This is a genomic window from Thermus thermophilus HB8, assembly GCF_000091545.1.
Lineage (GTDB): Bacteria > Deinococcota > Deinococci > Deinococcales > Thermaceae > Thermus > Thermus thermophilus.
Genome location: NC_006461.1, coordinates 1,067,528 through 1,082,082, shown reverse-complemented (window position 1 = coordinate 1,082,082; position 14,555 = coordinate 1,067,528). Strand labels below are relative to the sequence as shown.

17 protein-coding genes are annotated in these 14,555 nt (G+C 68.4%); 8 read left to right on the top strand and 9 right to left on the bottom strand.

Annotated features, from left to right (window positions below; all coding sequences use genetic code 11):
• Positions 1–43 precede the first annotated feature (43 nt).
• The 9 genes from pnp to mglB form a co-directional block, all read right to left on the bottom strand.
• Positions 44–2,185, bottom strand: a complete 2,142-nt coding sequence (gene pnp / locus TTH_RS05785) for a polyribonucleotide nucleotidyltransferase (protein WP_011228463.1) — start codon at positions 2,183–2,185, stop codon at positions 44–46.
• Positions 2,186–2,246: 61 nt separating this feature from the next.
• Positions 2,247–2,516 carry a 30S ribosomal protein S15 gene (gene rpsO / locus TTH_RS05780; protein WP_008632621.1) on the bottom strand — a complete coding sequence of 90 codons (270 nt, stop codon included), beginning with the start codon at positions 2,514–2,516 and terminating at the stop codon, positions 2,247–2,249.
• Between the two features lie 68 nt (positions 2,517–2,584).
• Positions 2,585–3,733, bottom strand: coding sequence for an MFS transporter (locus TTH_RS05775; RefSeq protein ID WP_011228462.1), 1,149 nt, complete (start codon positions 3,731–3,733; stop codon positions 2,585–2,587).
• Positions 3,730–4,200: a hypothetical protein gene (locus TTH_RS05770; RefSeq protein ID WP_011173205.1), complete on the bottom strand. Its 471-nt coding sequence runs from the start codon at positions 4,198–4,200 to the stop codon at positions 3,730–3,732. Before TTH_RS05770 ends, TTH_RS05775 begins: the two co-directional genes overlap by 4 nt.
• Before the next feature lie 55 nt (positions 4,201–4,255).
• Positions 4,256–5,944 (bottom strand): ba3-type cytochrome C oxidase subunit I, encoded by a 1,689-nt coding sequence (gene cbaA, locus TTH_RS05765; protein WP_011173204.1) that lies wholly within the window; start codon positions 5,942–5,944, stop codon positions 4,256–4,258.
• Positions 5,945–5,947: 3 nt separating this feature from the next.
• Positions 5,948–6,454 (bottom strand): ba3-type cytochrome C oxidase subunit II, encoded by a 507-nt coding sequence (cbaB, locus tag TTH_RS05760; RefSeq protein WP_011173203.1) that lies wholly within the window; start codon positions 6,452–6,454, stop codon positions 5,948–5,950.
• A gap of 2 nt (positions 6,455–6,456) precedes the next feature.
• Positions 6,457–6,561: a ctochrome c oxidase polypeptide 2A gene (gene cbaD / locus TTH_RS05755; RefSeq protein WP_008632613.1), complete on the bottom strand. Its 105-nt coding sequence runs from the start codon at positions 6,559–6,561 to the stop codon at positions 6,457–6,459.
• Positions 6,562–6,745: 184 nt separating this feature from the next.
• Positions 6,746–7,336: a GTPase MglA gene (gene mglA, locus TTH_RS05750; RefSeq protein WP_011228461.1), complete on the bottom strand. Its 591-nt coding sequence runs from the start codon at positions 7,334–7,336 to the stop codon at positions 6,746–6,748.
• 6 nt (positions 7,337–7,342) lie between these two features.
• On the bottom strand, positions 7,343–7,834 hold the full coding sequence (mglB, locus tag TTH_RS05745; protein ID WP_011228460.1) for a GTPase-activating protein MglB: 492 nt from the start codon (positions 7,832–7,834) through the stop codon (positions 7,343–7,345).
• Positions 7,835–7,851: 17 nt separating this feature from the next.
• Here mglB and TTH_RS05740 point away from each other — a divergent pair, with 17 nt between their 5' ends.
• From TTH_RS05740 to accC, 8 genes are all read left to right on the top strand, one after another.
• The gene (locus TTH_RS05740; protein WP_011228459.1) at positions 7,852–9,177 is read left to right on the top strand and encodes a M20/M25/M40 family metallo-hydrolase; all 1,326 of its coding nucleotides are present in this window, start codon (positions 7,852–7,854) and stop codon (positions 9,175–9,177) included.
• Between the two features lie 18 nt (positions 9,178–9,195).
• Positions 9,196–10,077 carry an agmatinase gene (speB, locus tag TTH_RS05735; protein WP_011228458.1) on the top strand — a complete coding sequence of 294 codons (882 nt, stop codon included), beginning with the start codon at positions 9,196–9,198 and terminating at the stop codon, positions 10,075–10,077.
• A gap of 29 nt (positions 10,078–10,106) precedes the next feature.
• Positions 10,107–10,991, top strand: coding sequence for an alpha/beta hydrolase family protein (locus TTH_RS05730; protein WP_011228457.1), 885 nt, complete (start codon positions 10,107–10,109; stop codon positions 10,989–10,991).
• Between the two features lie 9 nt (positions 10,992–11,000).
• Positions 11,001–11,165: a hypothetical protein gene (locus TTH_RS11340; RefSeq protein ID WP_011173197.1), complete on the top strand. Its 165-nt coding sequence runs from the start codon at positions 11,001–11,003 to the stop codon at positions 11,163–11,165.
• Positions 11,166–11,171: 6 nt separating this feature from the next.
• Positions 11,172–12,074 (top strand): PHP domain-containing protein, encoded by a 903-nt coding sequence (locus TTH_RS05725; protein ID WP_011173196.1) that lies wholly within the window; start codon positions 11,172–11,174, stop codon positions 12,072–12,074.
• Positions 12,071–12,625 (top strand): elongation factor P, encoded by a 555-nt coding sequence (gene efp / locus TTH_RS05720; RefSeq protein WP_011173195.1) that lies wholly within the window; start codon positions 12,071–12,073, stop codon positions 12,623–12,625. The genes TTH_RS05725 and efp overlap by 4 nt, the downstream gene beginning before the upstream one ends.
• Before the next feature lie 94 nt (positions 12,626–12,719).
• A complete protein-coding gene (gene accB, locus TTH_RS05715) occupies positions 12,720–13,217 on the top strand; it encodes an acetyl-CoA carboxylase biotin carboxyl carrier protein (RefSeq protein ID WP_011228456.1) in 498 nt (165 codons plus the stop codon).
• Positions 13,214–14,551 carry an acetyl-CoA carboxylase biotin carboxylase subunit gene (gene accC, locus TTH_RS05710; protein ID WP_011173193.1) on the top strand — a complete coding sequence of 446 codons (1,338 nt, stop codon included), beginning with the start codon at positions 13,214–13,216 and terminating at the stop codon, positions 14,549–14,551. The genes accB and accC overlap by 4 nt, the downstream gene beginning before the upstream one ends.
• Positions 14,552–14,555: the final 4 nt, after the last annotated feature.

Sequence of the window (14,555 nt, the reverse complement as noted above, 5' to 3'; positions counted from 1 at the left end):
TCCCGGCCTGGCCGGGACGCGCGTGAGGTCAAGCCCCCAGGGGCTACCTGCGCCGCCTGGGGGGGATCTTGCCTTCCAGCTCGGGGCGGATCAGGTCAATCTTGCCCCGCTCGTCAATGCGGTGGACCTTGACCTTGATCACGTCCCCCACCTTGAGGTGGTCCTCCACCCGCGCCACGCGGCCCGGGGCGATCTGGCTGATGTGGAGAAGCCCCTCGGTGCCGGGGAAGAGGCTGATGAAGGCGCCGAAGGGGGTGATGCGGGTGACGGTGCCCTCGTAGATCTCGCCCACCTTGGCCTCGCGGGTGAGGTCCTCTATGCGCTTCTTCGCCTCGAGGGCGGCCTGGAGGTCGCTGGAGTAGATGCGGACCGTCCCGTCCTCCTCAATGTCCACCTCCACCCCAAGCTCCTCCAGGGCGCGCACGTTCTTGCCCCCGGGGCCGATGACGAGCCCGATCTTCTCCACGGGCACCTTGAGGGAGAGGATCCGGGGGGCGAAGGGCTTGAGCTCGGGCCGGGGGGCGGGGAGGACGGCCTCCATCAGGTCCAGGATCTTGAGCCTGGCCTCCCGGGCCTGGAGGAGGGCCTCCTTCAGGACCTCGCGGGGAAGGCCCCCCACCTTGTTGTCCATCTGCAAGGCGGTGACCCCCTTGCGGGTCCCGGCCACCTTGAAGTCCATGTCGCCGAGGGCGTCCTCGAGGCCCAGGATGTCCGTGAGGATCACCGCCCGGTTCTCCTCCCACACCAAGCCCATGGCCACCCCGGCCACCGGGGCCCGGATGGGCACGCCCGCGTCCATGAGGGCGAGGCAGCCGGCGCAGACCGTGGCCATGGAGCTACTGCCGTTGGACTCCAGGACGTCCCCCACCACGCGGATGGTGTAAGGGAAGTCCTCCTCCTTGGGCATCACCGCCTTGAGGGCCCGCTTGGCCAGATTTCCGTGCCCCACCTCGCGGCGGGAAACCCCCCGTAGGCGCCGCACCTCCCCGGTGGAGAAGGGGGGGAAGTTGTAGTGGACGAGGAACTTCTCGGTCTCGTCTATGCCCAGGTCGTCCAGGATCTGCTCGTCCCGGCCCGTGCCCAGGGTGACGGTGCCCAGGACCTGGGTTTCGCCCCGGGTGAAGACGGCGGAGCCGTGGGCCCGGGGCAGGACGTCCACCTCAATCCAGATGGGCCTGAGGTCCTTGGGCCCGCGGCCGTCCGCCCGCTTGCCCTCCTCGAGGACGAGCCTCCTGAGCTCCCTGCGCACCACCTCGTCAAAGGCGCTCTCGTAGAGGGGCTTCTTGCCCTCGTCCGGGGTGCCGTCCTCCCCCTTGGGGAGGGCCTCGGCGATGAGGCGTTCGGCGAACTCCGCAAGGGCCCGGCTCCTTTCCCCCTTGCTCGCCGTCTGCAGGACCTGGGAAAGCCCCCGCTCCAGGGCCAGGCGGTAGAGGGCCTCCTTCTCCTCCTCGGGGAGGCTTTCCGGGGGGGTCCAGGCCATCTTGGGTTTGGCGAGTTCCCGGGCCATGGCCTCCTGGAGCTCCAGGATGGGCTGCATCTCCTTGTGGGCGAACTCCAGGGCCTGGACCAGGGTCTCCTCGTCCACCTCCCCGGCCTCCGCCTCCACCATGAGGATGGCCTCTTTGCTCCCCGCCACCACCAGGTCCAGCTGGCTTTCCTCCAGCTCCTGCAGGGTGGGGTTCAGGACGAAGCTCCCGCCGATGAGGCCCACCCGCACGGCGGCGATGGGGCCCTCCCAGGGGATGTCCGAGAGCATGAGGGCGGCGCTCGCTGCGATGGGGCCCAGGATGTCCGGCGGGTTCTTCTGGTCGGCGGAGAGGACGGTGACGATGATCTGGACCTCGTGGCGGAACCCCTTGGGGAAGAGGGGCCTGATGGGGCGGTCCGTCATGCGGGCGGAGAGGATGGCCTTCTCCCCGGGACGCCCCTCCCGGCGCATGAAGCTTCCCGGGATCTTCCCCACGGCGTAGTGCCTTTCCTCAAACTCCACCGTGAGGGGGAGGAAGTCGGCCTCCACCGGCGTCTCCGAGGCTTGGGCCGTGGCCAGGACCACGGTGTCGGCGTAGCGGACCAGGACGGACCCCGAGGCCTGCTTGGCGTACTTGCCCGTCTCCAGGACGAGGGGCCGCCCCGCCAGGGTGAGCTCGTAGCGGTGGGCTTGGGGGACATTGGGTGTGCCTTCCATGGCGCTCCTTCCAAAAGCGAAGGGCGGAGCTTTCGGCCCCGCCCCCGACCTGTTCCCCAGTTTAACCCCGGATGCCCAGCTTCTCAATAAGGGCCCGGTACCGCTCGGGGTCCTCCCGCTGGAGGTAGCGGAGGAGCCTGCGGCGCTGGCCCACCATCATCAGGAGGCCGCGGTGGGAGTGGTGGTCCTTCTTGTGGACCTTGAGGTGCTCGGAAAGCCGGTTGATCCTCAGGGTAAGGAGCGCCACCTGCACCTCGGTGCTCCCCGTGTCCCCGGGGAAGCGGGCGAACTCCTGGATGACCTTCTGCTTCTCTTCCTTCGTGATGGGCATGTTTTCCCTCCGTCAGGCGGGAAGGCGCTTTGAGCCCCTTCCTCCTCGAGGCGGTCTCCCGCCAAGCCTTACCCAGGATAGGCCCTCCTCCCCGTCCCGTCAACCAGGAAGAGGAGGAGGGCGCCGAGGGCGAGGGCGGCCCCCGTGAGGAAGGCCGCGGCCGCCCCGAAGGCCTGCCAGAGGAGGCCGAAGAGGAGGCTCGCCGGCAGGAGGAGGACCCCCACCACGGTGTGGTAGAGGCCGATGGCCCCCGCCTTGGCCTCCTCGGGGACCAGGGTGGCGAGGTAGGCCCGGTTGGCGCCCTCAAAGGCCGCGGAGTAGAGGGCGTAGAGGAAGAGGAAGCCCAAGGCCCAGAAGGCGGTCCTCGCCCAGGCGAAGCCCAGGTAGACGAGGGCGTAGAGGCCGAACCCCGTGGCCACCATCCGCCCTAGGCCCACCCGGTCCGCAAGGCCGCCCAGAGGGTAGGCGAGGAGGGCGTAGAGGAGGTTGTAGAGGGTGTAGGCCAGGGCCACCTCCTCCTGGGAGAGGCCCAGCTCCTTAAGCCGGAGGAGGAGGAAGGCGTTGGAGGAGAGGGCGAGGGCGAAGAGGCCCGAGACGAGGAGGAAGCGGCGGTAGCCCGGGCTCAGGTGGCCCAGGGCGAGCGGGGGAAGGGGGCTTGGGGGCCTCGGCGTCTCCCGCACGGCGAAGAGGAGGAGGAAGGCCAAGAGGGCGGGCAGGGCGGAGAGCCAGAAGACGCCCCGGAAGCCCAGAAGGGGCAGGAGGAGGAAGGCGAGGAAGGGGCCCAGGGTGGCCCCGAGGGTGTCCAGGCTCCGGTGGAGGCCGTAGGCCCGGCCCAGGGCCTCTTTGGGGGCGCTTTCCGCGATGAGGGCGTCCCGGGGGGCGGTGCGGAGGCCCTTTCCGGTCCGGTCCAGGAAGCGGTAGAGGAGGACGTGGAAGGGGCTTTGCGCCAGGGCCAAAAGGGGCCGGAACAGGGCGGGGAGGCCGTAGCCCAAAAGGAGGAAGGGGCGCCTCCTCCCGAGCCGGTCGGAAAGCCTCCCCCCCACCACCTTGAAGAGGCTTGCCGTGGCCTCGGCCACCCCTTCCACCAGCCCGATCGTTCCGGGGCCCGCCCCGAGGCTCGCCAGGAAGAGGGGAAGGAGGGGGTAGGCCATCTCGCTCGCCACGTCCATGAGGAAGCTCACGGCGCCGAGGAGGTAGACCAGGGGGGGAAGCCTCACGGCCGGGCCCTCCAGAGGAGCCCGAGGAGGAAGGGCTCCGGGGCGGCCATCAGGAGGGAAAGGGGGTCCAGGGGGGCGGGGGCGAGGAGGGCCAGGCCCTGGAAGGTGGGGAAGGGAAGGGGCAGGGTGCGGGTGAGGAGGAAGAGGAGGAGGAGGGCCGAGGAGAGCCCCACCCCGAGCCGCCACACCAGGGGGGCGAAGGGGGGGTCCTCCCCGGGGTACATGAACCGGAGGAGGACGAGCCCCAGGGCGTAGGTGGCCTTGAGGGCGAGGAGGACGAGGAAGGCCTGGCCGTAGAAGTAGTATTCGCTCACGAGGCCGTACCGCACCGCTTCGGCCTCCGAGACCCCGAGGGCGCTCCCGCAGAGCCCCTCCCCCAGGGTTTCCGAAAGCCCAAGCCCCAGGAACTGGAGGAAGAAGGGCAGGACCTCGAGGGCCGCGATGGCGTAGGCGCGGGCGAGGAGCATCCCCAAAAAGTTTCCCCCTCCCCGGGGGAGGGGGTCAAGGGACAAAGGGCCTAGGCTACCAGAGCCGCCACCCCGGCACGGGGTTGAGGTGGCCGAAAAGCTGCACCAGGGTGGGCCCGTAGGCCAGGACCACGAGGATCGCCGCCACGGCGAACCAGAACCCGATCCGGTCCATGGCCAGGACGAGCCTGCGGTCCTCGGGACCGGAGATCACCTCGGCGAAGGGAAGGGGGGCCTCCGCCAGCTCGGGCTTCCTTTCCCGGGAAAGGAGGACGCTGAAGAGGCCGTAGATGAAAAGGAGGAGCGCCACCAGGAGGACGATCCCCGCCAGGACGTTGAACACCATGGGGACCGCCGCATGGGGGTAGGCGTCCGGCACCTGGGCGATGTAGGCCCGCCGGGGCACGTTGAGAAGCCCCGCCCAGTGGAGGCCAACGGCCATGATCATCATGCCGAGGAACCAGAGCCACACCACCGCCAGGCCGAGCCGCCTTTGCGCGTCGGAGATGGGCTTGCCCGTGAGGTTGGGGAGGAGCCAGTAGAGGGAGCCCATGGCGGTGAGGGTCACGAGGCTCGCCACCTGGAGGTGGAAGTGGCCGGGAACCCAGGCGGTGTTGTGCACCACGTAGTCCAGGGTGAAGCTGGCGTTCACGATGCCCCCGGCGCCCCCGGGGATGAAGCCCAAAAGGCCCAGGACCGGAGCCACGAAGGCGGGGTTGTCCCAGGGGAGGGCCCGGATCCAGCCGAAAAGCCCCCTGCCGCCCCTGAGGCGCCCCGCGAACTCCAGGCTCGCCGCGACGGTGAAGGCGGTCATGAGGCTCGGCACGGCCACGAAGAGGGTGAGGACGGAGTGGATCATCTTCCAGGTGGGGTCAATCCCGGGGTCGGCGAACTGGTGGTGAAAGCCCACGGGGGTGGAGAGGAGGAGGAAGAGGAGGAAGGCGAGGCGGGCCATGGGGTCGGAGACCAGCTTCCCCCCGGCCTGCTTAGGAAGGATGGTGTAGATGATGGCGTAGGCGGGCAGGAGCCAGAAGTAGACGATGGGGTGGCCCGTCCACCAGAAGAGGGTGCGGGCGACCAAGGGGTCCACGCCCTCCACCAGGCCGAAGGACCAGGGGAGGAGGAAGAGGACCGCCTCCAGCACGAGCCCGAGGGAGGCGAGGAACCACATGAGCCAGAAGACCACGGCCATGTAGGTGACCAAGGGGGTCACCTTCCCTGGGTTCGCCGCCTTCCAGCGCCGCCAGAGGTCCAGGACGATGTAGATGCTCACCCAGGTGGAGAGGACGAAGACGCTCGCCCCCAAATAGAAGGCCCAGTGCCCCTTGAGGGGCGGGTAGAAGGTGTAAAGCACCGTGGCCTCGTTGGCGAGGAGGGGGAGGGCGGCCACCACGAGCCCGATGAAGGCCATCCACCAGGAGAGCCACATGAGGCCCATGTTGGGCCGCATGTTCAGCTCCCTAGCGGGCAGGTAGACCATGATGGCCTGGGCGAAGAGCTGGGTGAAGACGATGGCGTTCAGGACCCCGTGCAAAGTCAGGCCCTGGTAGTAGGACTGGACGAAGGGAAGGAGGCGCTTGAGAAGGGGATAGGCGTCCACGTTCCCGTAGTTCAGGGCCTGGAAGGGGCCGAAGAGGCTCCCCACGATGAGGGCGAGGAAGCCCAGGACCAGGAAGTAGAGGGTCGCCTTCTTCTCCGGATAGGCCTCGTAGACCCGGCTAATCTCGCTTGCGCGCACCGCCATGGTTCACTCCTTCACCACGATCGTGCCGAACATGTTCTGGTGGCCTAGGCCGCAGTACTGGTTGCAGATGATGCGGTACTCCCCGGGCCTTTTGAAGGTGTAGCGCACGGTGGAGACCTCGCCCGGGAGCACCTCCACGTTGATGTTGGTGCCCTCCACGTGAAAGCCGTGGATCACGTCCGGGCTCGTGATCTTGAAGACGATCTCCGCCCCTTGGGGCACCTCAATGGGGTTCGGCTGGTAGCCGAAGGCGAAGGCCAGGACGTAGACCGTGTACTGGTTGGGGCCGGTCTGCACCACCGCTTGGGCCGGGTCGGCCCAGGGGCCTTCCTGCCTTACCGTGGTGGGGTCCACGCGCTCAAGCTTTCCGGCGGGAATGACCCCGGCGGTGTGGGTGGCCAGGGTGTAGGCGATGAGGGCGATGAAGACGAAGAGCATCGCCAAGGAGAAGGCGAGCCACCCCTTCTCGTAGGCCAGGATCGCCTTGTGGGCCTTGTGCTCGTCCACCATACCTACCCCCTAGCGAAGAAGACGGCGTACACTCCCAGCCAGAAGACCAGGATGGTGAGGGTCAGGACCAGGATGACCGCCAGTGCGCCTTTGGGCTTTTCTTCCATACCCCTCCTCCCTAACGGCAGGTGCCGTATACGGCCTCCATGGTAGCGGAAACCGGGCTTTGCGGTGAGGGGCATTTGTCCCTTGGCAAAGGGACTTTTTGGGACATTTGTCCCTATAAAGTCCGGAATACGGGTGGGGAGTAAAAAGGGGGCGGGTCGCCCCGCCCCCGGGCGCGTGGGCCGCTTAAGACCCGCCCGCCACGCGGGCGAGGACCAGGCGGCTCACCTCCTTGAGGGTCTCAAAGACCCCCTTGCCCTCGGTGGCCACCGCCTCGAGGACCGGGAACTTCCCCTCGGGGTCCACCACGGCCCGGACCATCTCCACCGGCAGGGCGTCCGGCAGGTCCCGCTTGTTCACCTGGATGACGATGGGCACGTCGTCCAAGGTCAGGCCGTACTCGGCCAGGTTCTCCCGCATGTTGCGCATGCTCTCGGCGTTAGCCCTAAGGCGGTTCGGGGCGGAGTCGGCCACGAAGACGATCCCGTCCACGCCCCTCAGGATGAGCTTGCGGCTTGCGTTGTAGAACACCTGGCCCGGCACGGTGTAGAGGTGGAACCGGGTCTTGAAGCCCTTGACCTCCCCGATGTCCAGGGGAAGGAAGTCAAAGAAGAGGGTGCGCTCGTCCTCCGTGGCCAGGGAGACCATCTCCCCTTTGCGCCCCTCAGGCACCTTGCTGTAGATCCACTTCAGGTTGGTGGTCTTTCCGGAGAGGCCGGGGCCGTAGTAGACGATCTTGAAGTTGATCTCCCGGTTGGCGAAGTTGATGGTGCTCATGGGGGGTTAGTTGCGGAGGAGGTCGTCCAGGAGGGCTTCCGCCCCTTCCCGGTACTCCGTGTCCAGGGCGAGGCGGGGCGGATTGGCCAGGGCCTCCTCGGCGATGCGGGCGAGGGCCTCCGCGGCCCGCTTGCCGTGGAGCTTCACCTTGCCGAGGGGCGCGGTCTCGTCAAAGACGAGGACGAGGAGGGCGTGCTCCCCGGCCTCGTCCACGTAGAGGCCCATCCTCTCCCCCTGGTGGACCTCCTCTTGGAAGCGGGCTTCGCCCAGGAGCTTGGCCAGGGCCTGGGTGGCGGCGGCGTTCCCCGCCACCAGGGTGGCGAGGGTGTCCAGGGGGGGAGGCTTGGGGGCCCAGAGGGCCTCCTTGTGGGCGAGGACGAAGCCCTTGCGGTCAATGAGGAGGGCGTAGCGGGCACCCGTTTCCCTTAGGGTCTCCTCGAGGACCTCCACGGCCCGCTCGTAGGGGGCGCCGTAAAGGACCAGGGAAGGCTCCACCATAGTATGCTCAGTCTATCATGGAGGCCTGGATTGCGGAGGCGAAGGCGCTCCTTGCCGCGCTCGTGGCCGTGCCCTCGGTGAGCGCCGAGGGGAGGGCCCTTCGGGAAGGGGCGGAAAAGGTGGCCGAGGTGCTGGAGGGTCTGGGGCTTCGCGCCGAGCTCCACGAGGGCTACGGTCCCCCCGTGGTCTTCGCCGAGGGGGGGGAGGGGGAGAGAACCCTCCTCTTCTACAACCACTACGACGTCCAGCCCCCGGACCCCCTGGAGCTTTGGGACACGGACCCCTTCGTCCTCGCCGAGCGGGAAGGGGCCTGGTACGCCCGGGGTGCCCACGACGACAAGGGGGAGCTCGTGGCCCGCGTGGTGGCCCTGAGGCGCTTCCAAGAGAAGCACGGCTTTCTTCCCCGGGTGAAGTTCGTGGTGGAGGGGGAGGAGGAGGTGGGAAGCCCCCACCTCGAGGCCTACGTGGCGGACAAGCGGGACCTTTTGAAGGCCGAGGCCATCCTCTGGGAGGCGGGAGGCGTGGACGCCAAGGGCAGGCCCTACCTCTACGCCGGGCTCAAGGGCATCGTGGCCCTGGAGCTTAGGGTGCGGACGGCGGCCTTTGACCTCCACTCCTCCTACGGGGCGGTGGTGGAAAACCCCATCTACCGCTTGAGCCGGGCCCTGGCCTCGCTTCGGGACGAGGAGGGGCGGGTCTTGATCCCGGGCTTCTACGCCAAGGTGCGCCCCCTCACCCCCTTGGAGATGGAGGTCTTGGCCCAGATCCCGGACGAGTCGGAGGCCCTTCGGGAGGCCTTTGGCGTGAGGGACTTCCTGGGCGGGGCGAGGAACTTGGACTTCAACCAGCGCCTTTACGCCGAGCCCTGCGTCAACTTCAACGGCTTCCACGCGGGCTACGGAGGCCCCGGGTCCAAGACCGTCCTCCCCGCGGAGGCCCGGGCCAAGCTGGACTTCCGCCTGGTGCCGGACCAGGACCCGGAGGAGGTGCCGGAGCTCCTTCGGCGCCACCTCGAGGCCCAGGGCTTCCACGACGTGGAGGTGGTGGTCCTGGAGAAGGGGGAAAGGCCTGCCCGCTCCGACCTCGCCCACCCCTTTGTGGCCCTGGCGCGGCGGGCCTTGGAGGAGGCCTTCGGGGAGAGGCCCGTCCTCTACCCCAACATGGCGGGCTCGGGGCCCATGCACCCCTTCCTCCACCACCTCAAGGCCCCGGCGGTGGGCCTCGGGGTGGGCTACCCGGGAAGCCGGGTGCACAGCCCCAACGAGCACATCCGCGTCCGGGACTTTGAGCGGGGGGTGCAGGCCCTCCTGCGCCTCTTGGAGCTTTTCTTCCTGGGCCGGTAGGCCTTACCCTCTTGGCGTATGCGCCTCGTCTTCGGCGAAAAGGACACCCCTTACGAGGAGGCGCGGGTCGTCGTCCTGCCCGTGCCCTACGACCTCTCCCTCTCCTTCCTCCCGGGGGCCCGGAGGGGCCCCGAGGCCATCCTCCTGGCGAGCCGCGAGCTTGAGCCCTTTCTTTTGGAGCTCGGCGCCGCCCCCGAGGAGGTGGGGATCCACGCGGCCGAGCCCGTGCCCTGGGTGGCGGGGATGGCCGAGGAAAGCCACCGCCTGATCCGGGAGGAGGCCCTAAGGCACCTCCGGGCGGGGAAGTGGGTGGTGGCCCTGGGCGGGGACCACTCCGTCACCCACCCCCTGGTCCAGGCCCACCGGGAGGCCCTGGGGGATTTTTCCCTCCTTCACGTGGACGCCCACGCCGACCTCTACCCGGAGTGGCAGGGCTCGGTCTACTCCCACGCAAGCCCCTTCTACCGCCTCCTCACGGAGGGGTTTCCCCTGGTCCAGGTGGGGATCCGGGCCATGGACCGAGACTCCCTGCGCTTGGCCCGAAAAAAGGGCGTGGCCCTCTTTCCCGCCCACCGGATCCACCGGGAGGGGCTTCCCCTGGACGAGATCCTTAGGGCCCTGGGGAAGCGGGTCTACATCAGCCTGGACTTTGACGCCCTGGACCCCTCCCTCATGCCCAGCGTGGGCACGCCCCTTCCCGGGGGGCTTTCCTACCGCCAGGTGGTGGACCTCCTCGAGGCCGTCTTCCGCGAGAAGGAGGTGGTGGGGATGGACTTCGTGGAGCTCTCCCCGAACGGCCAGTTCCACGCCGAGATGACCGCGGCCCAGCTCGTCTACCACGCCATCGGCCTGAAAGGGCTTCAGGCGGGCTGGCTTTCCCGGGAGGTGGACCACATTTAGCCCGAGGGGTTTCCCCTTAGCCTGGGGGCATGCGCCTCGGGCTTTGGCTTTCCTTCCTCCTCCTCCCGGCCCTGGCCCAGGTCCTCACCCTCCCTGACCTTCGGGCGCGGACCTACGGGGAGGGAGGGTTTCGCGTGGAGCGGGTCCTGGAGGAGAGGCCGGCCTTCACCCGGGTCCAGTTCTCCTACCTTTCGGACGGCCTCCGGGTCCACGGGTTCGCCAACCTGCCCAAAGGAAGGGGCCCCTTCCCCGTGGTGGTGGTCCTTCACGGCTACGTGGAGCCGAGCCGCTACCGCCTCCTCGCCTACACCACCCCCTACGCCGACTTCCTGGCGGAAAGGGGCTACCTCGTCCTCCACCCGAACTTTCGGGGCCACCCCCCTTCCGAAGGTGCCCCGGCCCAAGGCCTCCGCCACGTCTACGCCGTGGACGTGCTGAACCTCCTCGCCGAGGTGCGCCGGGGAGCCTTCCCCCAGGCGGACCCCGCCCGCATCGCCCTCTTCGGCCACTCCATGGGGGGCGGCGTCGCCCAGATCGTGAGCCTGGTGGACCCCGGCCTTAAGGGCGCGGTCCTCTACGGGAGCATGAGCGGGGACGAAAGACGCAACCTGGAGCGCATCCGCTACTGGTCCGGGGGAAGCCGGGGACAGGAGCTTTTCGCCCTTTCCCCGGAGGTCCTCCGCCAGGCCTCGGCCTGGACCTACCTGGCGGAGCTCTCCGTGCCCTACAGCGTCCACCACGGCACCCAGGACGCCCAGGTGCCCCCAGAGTGGTCCTGGGAGCTCTGCCGCAGGCTCAAGGCCCTGAAAAAGCCCGTGGAGTGCTTCAGCTACCCCGGGGGGCACCTCTTTCGGGGGGAGGTGGACCGGGTCTTCCGGGAGCGGGTGTTGGCCTTCCTGGGCCGGGTGCTATAGGCTTGGGCCGTGCGGGCGTTTTTGGAGCACCTTTCCGCCCTCTTCTTCGCCCTGGCCTTCGGCGCCCTGGTCTTCGGGGTTCTCGCCCGGCTTCTCGGCGCCGGGCGCTCCTGGCTTTTCTTCCTCCTCGCCCTCCTCCTCTTTCTCCTCGGACTCTTTTGGGGTGTAAAATAGCCCCCCGTGGCCAAGCGCGTGGTTTCCGTCTCCTTGGGCAGCAGCCGCCGGGACGCCGCGGCCGAGGTGGAGCTTTTGGGGGAGCGGGTCCTCTTGGAGCGGCGGGGGACGGACGGGGATTTCCAAAGGGCCCTCTGCCTCATCCAGGAGCTGGACGGCAAGGTGGACGCCATCGGCCTGGGCGGGATTGACCTTTACCTCTTCGCCGGAGGGCGGCGGTACGCCATCCGGGACGCCCTGAGGCTCAAGGAGGCGGCCAAGAAGACCCCCGTGGTGGACGGCTCCGGCCTCAAGCACACCTTGGAGAGGCGGGCGGTGCGGGAGCTCGCCTCCCTTATAGACTGGAGGAAGACCAAGGTCCTCCTGCCCTCGGCCGTGGACCGGTTCGGCCTCGCCGAGGCCTTGGACGAGGCGGGGGCGAGGGTGCTCTACGGGGACTTCATCTTTGCCCTGGGTCTGCCCATCCCCCTCTACAGCCTCTCCTTCCTGCAGAAGCTCGCCTTCCTCCTCCTTCCCCTCTTCACCCGCCTGCCCTTTTCCGTCCTCTACCCCACGGGGAAGAAGCAGGAGGAGGTGCGGGAGGACTGGCGCGCCCGCTACTACGCCTGGGCCGACGTGGTGGCCGGGGACTGGCACTACGTTCGGCGCCACATGCCCAAGGACATGCGGGGCAAGACGGTCATCACCAACACCACCACGGAGGAGGACGTGGCCTTCCTCCGGGAGCGGGGGGTGAGGCGCCTCGTCACCACCACCCCGAGGCTTGGCGGCCGGAGCTTTGGGACCAACGTGATGGAGGCCATGCTGGTCGCCCTCGCGGGGCGGGAGCTCGGGGAGGCGGACTACCTCCGCTATATTGACCAAATAGGGCTGAAGCCCCAGGTGTTGGAACTGGAGGGACAGGCATGATCAGCGTGACGGATCTGCGACCCGGAACCAAGGTGAAGATGGACGGCGGCCTTTGGGAGTGCGTGGAGTACCAGCACCAGAAGCTGGGCCGCGGCGGCGCCAAGGTGGTGGCCAAGTTCAAGAACCTGGAGACGGGGGCCACGGTGGAGCGCACCTTCAACTCCGGGGAGAAGCTGGAGGACATCTACGTGGAGACCCGGGAGCTCCAGTACCTCTACCCGGAGGGGGAGGAGATGGTCTTCATGGACCTGGAGACCTACGAGCAGTTCGCCGTGCCCCGCTCCCGGGTGGTGGGGGCGGAGTTCTTCAAGGAGGGCATGACCGCCCTCGGGGACATGTATGAGGGGCAGCCCATCAAGGTGACCCCGCCGACCGTGGTGGAGCTCAAGGTGGTGGACACGCCCCCGGGCGTGCGGGGGGACACGGTCTCCGGGGGGTCCAAGCCCGCCACCCTGGAGACGGGGGCCGTGGTCCAGGTGCCCCTTTTCGTGGAACCCGGAGAGGTCATCAAGGTGGACACCCGGACCGGCGAGTACGTGGGCCGGGCCTAGGCCGCCTGGGGGGCCGCCCCCTCTACGGGATTTTGATGCGGTGCAGAAATCCGTAAGGGGTGTATGGGGTAAGCTTTTCCCGCGAGGTGCACCGATGACGCCGAAGGAGCTGAAGCAGATCCTGCAAGCCTTGGTGGAGCACGGGGTGAACGAGCTCACCCTGGAGACCCCGGACTACAAGCTCACCGTGCGGCGGGGCGGGGAGGTGCAGGTGGTGGGCGTCCCCCAGGTCCAGGCCCCCGTGCTTGTGCCCCCCCCGGAGGTGCCGGCCCCGCCCCCGCCCGCGCCGGCGGCCCCGGCGGCGGAGCCCCAGCCCCAGGCCAAGGCGGAGCCCCAGGACGACTGCCCGGGGTGCGTGGAGGTCCGGGCCCCCATCGTGGGCACCTTCTACCGGGCTCCGGCCCCGGACGCTCCTCCCTACGTGAAGGAGGGGGACCGGGTGGAGAAGGGGCAGGTCCTCTGCATCATTGAGGCCATGAAGCTCATGAACGAGATCGAGTCCGAGGTCTCGGGGATCGTCAAGAAGATCCTGGTGGAGAACGGGGAGCCGGTGGAGTACGGCCAGCCCCTCTTCCTTATCCAGCCGGTATGAAGAAGGTCCTGATCGCCAACCGGGGTGAGATCGCCTTAAGGATCATCCGGGCGGCCCGGGAGCTCGGGATCAAGACGGTGGTGGCCCACTCCACCGCCGACGAGAAGAGCCTTCCCGTCCTCCTCGCCGACGAGGCCATCTGCATCGGGCCGCCCCCCTCGGGGCAGAGCTACCTCAACATCCCCAACATCCTCTCCGCGGCCATCGTCACCGGGGCCGACGCCATCCATCCGGGCTACGGCTTCCTGGCGGAGAACGCCACCTTCGCCGAGATGTGCCGGGAGCACGGGATCACCTTCATCGGCCCCACCCCGGAGAACATGAAGGCCCTGGGGGACAAGGCCACGGCGAGGAAGGTGGCCCGGGAGGCGGGGGTGCCCACGGTGCCGGGCACGGACGAGCTGAGCAGCGTGGAGGAGGCCAAGCGGGCGGCCCAGGAGATCGGCTACCCCGTGATCCTCAAGGCGAGCGCGGGAGGCGGGGGCCGGGGCATGCGCGTGGTCCACACGGAGGAGGAGCTGGAGCGGGCGGTGCTCCAGGCCCAGGAGGAGGCCCGGGCCGCCTTCGGGAACCCCGCCGTCTACCTGGAGAAGTACATTGAGGAGCCCAAGCACATTGAGATCCAGGTCCTGGGGGACGGGGAACGGGTGGTCCACCTTTGGGAGCGGGACTGCTCCATCCAGCGCCGCCACCAGAAGCTTCTGGAGGAGGCCCCGAGCCTCCTCCCCGAGGAGACCCGCCGGGCCATCGCCGAGGCGGCGCGGCGCCTCGCCGAGCGCGTGGGCTACGTGTCGGCAGGCACGATGGAGTTCCTGGTGGACAAGGAGGGGAACTTCTACTTCATTGAGATGAACACCCGCATCCAGGTGGAGCACCCCGTTACCGAGATGATCACGGGGATTGACCTGGTCCAGGCCCAGTTCCGCATCGCCCAGGGGGAGAAGCTCTGGCTCAAGCAGGAGGAGATCCAGGTCCGGGGGCATGCCATAGAGGTCCGGGTGAACGCCGAGGACCCGGAGAAGGGCTTCAGGCCCTCCATCGGCAAGGTGGAAACCCTCCTCTTCCCCGGGGGGCCCGGGGTGCGGGTGGACAGCCACCTCTACACCGGCTACCAGATCCCTCCCCACTACGACAGCCTCATCGCCAAGATCATCGTCTGGGCCCCCACCCGGGAGGAGGCCATAAGGCGCATGGAGCGGGCCCTCTCCGAGACGGTGATTGAGGGGCCGGGCCTCAAGACCACCATCCCCTTCCACCAGAAGGTCCTCCAGAACGCCTTCTTCCGCAGGGGGGCCGTGTACACCAACTTCGTGGCCCGGCGGATGGAGATGTAGACTG

Bases quoted from the DNA above. Each gene is read 5' to 3' on its own strand.
- pnp (WP_011228463.1), bottom strand. From the start codon at position 2,185: ATGGAAGGCACACCCAATGTCCCCCAAGCCCACCGCTACGAGCTCACC.
- rpsO (WP_008632621.1), bottom strand. From the start codon at position 2,516: ATGCCCATCACGAAGGAAGAGAAGCAGAAGGTCATCCAGGAGTTCGCC.
- TTH_RS05770 (WP_011173205.1), bottom strand. From the start codon at position 4,200: ATGCTCCTCGCCCGCGCCTACGCCATCGCGGCCCTCGAGGTCCTGCCC.
- cbaA (WP_011173204.1), bottom strand. From the start codon at position 5,944: ATGGCGGTGCGCGCAAGCGAGATTAGCCGGGTCTACGAGGCCTATCCG.
- cbaB (WP_011173203.1), bottom strand. From the start codon at position 6,454: ATGGTGGACGAGCACAAGGCCCACAAGGCGATCCTGGCCTACGAGAAG.
- cbaD (WP_008632613.1), bottom strand. From the start codon at position 6,561: ATGGAAGAAAAGCCCAAAGGCGCACTGGCGGTCATCCTGGTCCTGACC.
- mglA (WP_011228461.1), bottom strand. From the start codon at position 7,336: ATGAGCACCATCAACTTCGCCAACCGGGAGATCAACTTCAAGATCGTC.
- mglB (WP_011228460.1), bottom strand. From the start codon at position 7,834: ATGGTGGAGCCTTCCCTGGTCCTTTACGGCGCCCCCTACGAGCGGGCC.
- TTH_RS05740 (WP_011228459.1), top strand. From the start codon at position 7,852: ATGGAGGCCTGGATTGCGGAGGCGAAGGCGCTCCTTGCCGCGCTCGTG.
- speB (WP_011228458.1), top strand. From the start codon at position 9,196: ATGCGCCTCGTCTTCGGCGAAAAGGACACCCCTTACGAGGAGGCGCGG.
- TTH_RS05730 (WP_011228457.1), top strand. From the start codon at position 10,107: ATGCGCCTCGGGCTTTGGCTTTCCTTCCTCCTCCTCCCGGCCCTGGCC.
- efp (WP_011173195.1), top strand. From the start codon at position 12,071: ATGATCAGCGTGACGGATCTGCGACCCGGAACCAAGGTGAAGATGGAC.
- accB (WP_011228456.1), top strand. From the start codon at position 12,720: ATGACGCCGAAGGAGCTGAAGCAGATCCTGCAAGCCTTGGTGGAGCAC.
- accC (WP_011173193.1), top strand. From the start codon at position 13,214: ATGAAGAAGGTCCTGATCGCCAACCGGGGTGAGATCGCCTTAAGGATC.